A 4,065-nucleotide genomic window follows, 5' to 3' on the forward strand; every position below is an offset into this window, starting at 1 on the left:
AACGAATCGCCTGATAAAACTATTATTGCGAAGAAACATAAACTTCTTTGCTCCCAGGAAGGTCAGGATTTCCTGGTCGAGGAGATCAAAAAGAACGAACTTTCACATCTTGTTATAGCAGCTTGTTCCCCTCGTGATCACGATACGACCTTTATGAATGTCTGTAAAAGAGCAGAATTGAATCCTTATTTATACAAGCTGATAAATATCAGGGAACAATGTGCCTGGATCATTCCGGATAAAGATGCGGCTACGAAAAAAGCAATCCAATATATTCGTGCAGGCATCAGCCGAATTTCTTTTCAAGATCCTCTTCTGGAAAAAGAGTTGGATAGCAATCCGGATGTACTGGTGATCGGAGCTGGAATTTCCGGTCTGGAAACGAGTTTGTCTCTTGCCAGCGAAAAAAGAAAAGTTTATCTCGTGGAAAGAACTGGAGAACTCGGTGGAAAAGTAACCAAATTTGAAAAAATCCATCCATATCAGGAAACAAATCTCGATCTTATCAAACAGAAAATTCAGGCAGTTCGGGAAAATGAGAATATAGATATTTTTACGGAAACAGAAGTTGAAAAAGCAATCGGTTTTTTTGGTAATTTTGAGATCACTCTAAAGAGCATTTACGATGCTGAACAGAAAAATGAATTTAAAGTAGGAGCAGTTGTCGTAGCCACTGGTTTTGATCTATCAGATGCTGGAAAAATTCCCGGTTTTGGTTATGGAAAATTTGAAGATATTTACACTTCTCTCGAAATTGAAGAAATGAATTCCAATACTGGTAAAATCCTTTTGAAATCCGGGAAACCGCCGAAAACTGCTGCTCTTATTCACTGTGTTGGTCGAGAAGAAAAAGGATATTGTTCGCGAATTTGCTGCAATTATATGTTCAAAATTGCTCGCTACCTGAAAGACAAAATGCCTGACATCAAGATCACGGAATTCTTCAAGGATTTATGTTTACCCAACAAAGATGATCAGGAATACTTTGTTGATACTAAAAACAAAGGGATCGATTTTATTCGTTATCAGGATATTTCCGTAAATGAGTCTGCTAAAGGAAAATTGATCGAATATACAAAACACGATGGACAAAAAGAGGAAATTCCTGTTGAGATGATCATCCTTGCTCCACCAGTTGAAACTGCAAAAGGTTCAAATAAAATGGCAGAACTACTGGATATTTCATTAGATGAAAACGGTTTTTTCCAGGAAGCTCATCAGAAACTGGATCCGGTTGCTACATCGACTGATGGTGTTTTTATTGTCGGTTCTGCTCAAAATCCCAAAAATATTCCTGATTCTATGATCGATGCTCAAGCAGCCGGTGGGAAAATTCTAACTCAACTTATTCCGGGTGAAAAATTAGTTCCGGAAGTTAAAGTATCGGAAATCTCGGAAGTTTTCTGTACCGGTTGTCAGACCTGCCTTTCCGTGTGTTCTTATGGTGCGATCTATTTTGATGAGGATAAAAATATCTCAATAGTCAATGAAGCGATCTGTCGGGGATGCGGAAATTGTGTTGCCAGTTGTCCGTCCGGAGCTGCTCATTCCAGGCATTTTACATCGCTTCAACTTTTCCAGGAAGTTTTGGAAGCGATAAGATAGAAAAATGAAAACTCATCCCCTAACCCCTTCTCTTGCAAAGAGAAGGGGAGAAAGAAATAAAAAATGAATTTTTTATTTCTTTCTTATTCCCTCTCTTTTTAAGAGAGGGTTAGGGTGAGTTAAGGAGAAAAAGTAGATGATGAATACATCCGAAAATGAAACTTTCATTCCCCAAAATGGAGCAAAAATATTTATAAAAGATAGTATCAAAGATACAATTCTCCATTTTTTCAAAGATACATTAGAAAAAAAATATTTTGATGCCGTACTGATTCCGGTAAAAGTTCCTGCAGGTGATTCTTATAGTTGGATTCTGATCGAGGATATTTCACTGCTCAAAGATGCAAATCCGATCGCTCCAATTATGACGGTTCAAGGTGCGACCGCTTTATCCAAATTTACCAAGAAAGGAAAAGGAAGCCTGAAGGTCGCAGTTATTTTCAGACCTTGTGAAATTAGAGCGACCATTGAACTTGCTAAATTGGAACAGGTCGATTTGGAAAAGGTCTATCTTTTCAGTTTTGATTGTCCCGGTTCTTTACCAATTCTGGATTACATTCAAGATCCTGAAAAGGGAGAGAAAACTTTTTCATCATTTTATGCTGACGATAATTGGACAAACGAATCGATAAAACCTGTGTGTCAAATGTGTACTGATTTTAGTCTTACGAGTTCTGATCTACATTTTGGCATAGCAGGAATGAATAAAGATCAGATTCTTCTCATTCCAAATTCCAAAAAAGGCGAAGATGTTCTAAATGATCTAAAAATTAAGTCTGGAGAAAGTTTGTCGGATTGGCAGAAAAAAATTGATGAGATTACTCAAAAAAAAGAAAAAATAAAAGCAGAAACCTTTCAAAAGATCAAACCTCAAGTAGAAGGTTTGGATAACTTGATCGAAACTTTTTCCAAATGCATTTCCTGTCATAATTGTATGAGTGTTTGTCCCATTTGTTATTGTCGTCAGTGCTATTTTGATTCTGAGGTTTCCAAATTCAATTCCGATAATTATTTTCAGCGTGCAGAAAAAAGAGGAGGTCTGCGTTTTCCTCCTGATAATATTTTGTTTCATTCAGGCAGAATGACTCATATGAATCTTTCCTGTGTTTCCTGCGGAATGTGTGAAGATGCTTGTCCGGTTTCCATTCCGGTAGCACAGATATTTAGTTATGTCGGTGATAAAACCCAGAAAGCATTCGAATATCAACCCGGAAGAAATAGAGGAGAGCCTTTACCTTTGAAAACATATCAAACTGAGGAACTTCAGGAAATAAAAAAACTGGTTAATGACTCTTTTGGTCAGGAGTAAAAAATGGATAAAATATTAAAGATAAATGAAAGTTCGGAAAAGGTCATCATCGATCTTCTCAAATTCCTTTTTGAAAATAAAAAAATAAATGGTGTATTCACTTTAAGAAAGGCAAAACAAAACAGTTCTGTGGATTATGCGTTGATCACAGATATTTCCGGGCTGGATAAAGCAGTTCCTTTTTATCCGTTAATGCCTGCCAATGCCGGGAAAGTTCTTTCTTTTTTTACTTTGAAAAAACCAACAATTAAACCGATCGCTGCTATACTGAGACCTTGTGAAATAAGATCATTCATAGAACTCGTGAAAAGAGAGCAGGGAAGTTTGGAAAATTTCCTGATCATTTCTTCAAGTTGTGGAGGTGTTCTTCCTATTAAATCACCTGAAGAACAAGACTTTGATAAATCGATTTCTAATTATTGGAAATCCGTTAAAAATTCAGAAATTTATGCCAATATCAGACCGAGTTGTAAAGCGTGTGAATTTTTCACACCATTTAATGCGGATATGACCTTTTCTCTAATTGGAGAAAAAGAACAGGATAAAGAATGCAAGATCTTTCTACATACAGATAAAGCAGAAAAATTTGTAGTTGGCTTCAAAGGTAATATTTCAGAAGGAGAATTGGAATCATCAGAAATATCATCTCTTCTGGAGCAGAGAAAATCTAAAAAGGAAATACTTTTTAATGAAATCGGGATAAAAAATAAAGGTTTAGACGGGATGGTAGATGTTTTCGGGAAATGTCTCGGATGTCACGGCTGTATGCGTGTTTGTCCGATCTGCTATTGCATTCTTTGTGATTTTGAATCTCCGACTTATGATTATAGAAAGATCGATTATGAAAATCAACTCCATAAAAAAGGCGGATTAAGACTTCCGCCGGATACAATATTTTTCCAGATAGGACGCTTAACACACATGAGTTTTTCCTGTGTTGGCTGCGGAATGTGTTCCGATGTTTGCCCGGTCAATATCCCGGTTTCAACGATCTTTATGAAAACGGGAGAAGAAACTCGTCAACCATTTGATTATTTACCGGGTAGAGATGTGGAAGATAAAATTCCTGTGATGGTTTTTATGGAAGAAGAATTTACTGATCTGGGGGAATAGGTTCGGAGGTTCGGAGGTTCAGGATTCTGGATTAAAAG

General features: G+C 36.9%; 3 protein-coding genes. All 3 read left to right on the plus strand.

The window, feature by feature from the left end:
- A partial coding sequence (locus ENL20_08990) for a CoB--CoM heterodisulfide reductase iron-sulfur subunit A family protein (GenBank protein ID HHE38692.1) occupies positions 1–1,605 on the plus strand: 1,605 nt, incomplete at its 5' end.
- Between the two features lie 136 nt (positions 1,606–1,741).
- Positions 1,742–2,914 carry a hypothetical protein gene (locus ENL20_08995; protein ID HHE38693.1) on the plus strand — a complete coding sequence of 391 codons (1,173 nt, stop codon included), beginning with the start codon at positions 1,742–1,744 and terminating at the stop codon, positions 2,912–2,914.
- Positions 2,915–2,917: 3 nt separating this feature from the next.
- The gene (locus tag ENL20_09000; protein HHE38694.1) at positions 2,918–4,027 is read left to right on the plus strand and encodes a coenzyme F420 hydrogenase; all 1,110 of its coding nucleotides are present in this window, start codon (positions 2,918–2,920) and stop codon (positions 4,025–4,027) included.
- The last annotated feature ends 38 nt before the right edge of the window (positions 4,028–4,065 follow it).

The sequence above is a fragment of the Candidatus Cloacimonadota bacterium genome (genome assembly GCA_011372345.1).
GTDB lineage: Bacteria > Cloacimonadota > Cloacimonadia > Cloacimonadales > TCS61 > DRTC01.

Coding starts and splice junctions, on each gene's coding strand:
- ENL20_08995 (HHE38693.1), top strand. CDS start 1,742: ATGATGAATACATCCGAAAATGAAACTTTCATTCCCCAAAATGGAGCA.
- ENL20_09000 (HHE38694.1), top strand. CDS start 2,918: ATGGATAAAATATTAAAGATAAATGAAAGTTCGGAAAAGGTCATCATC.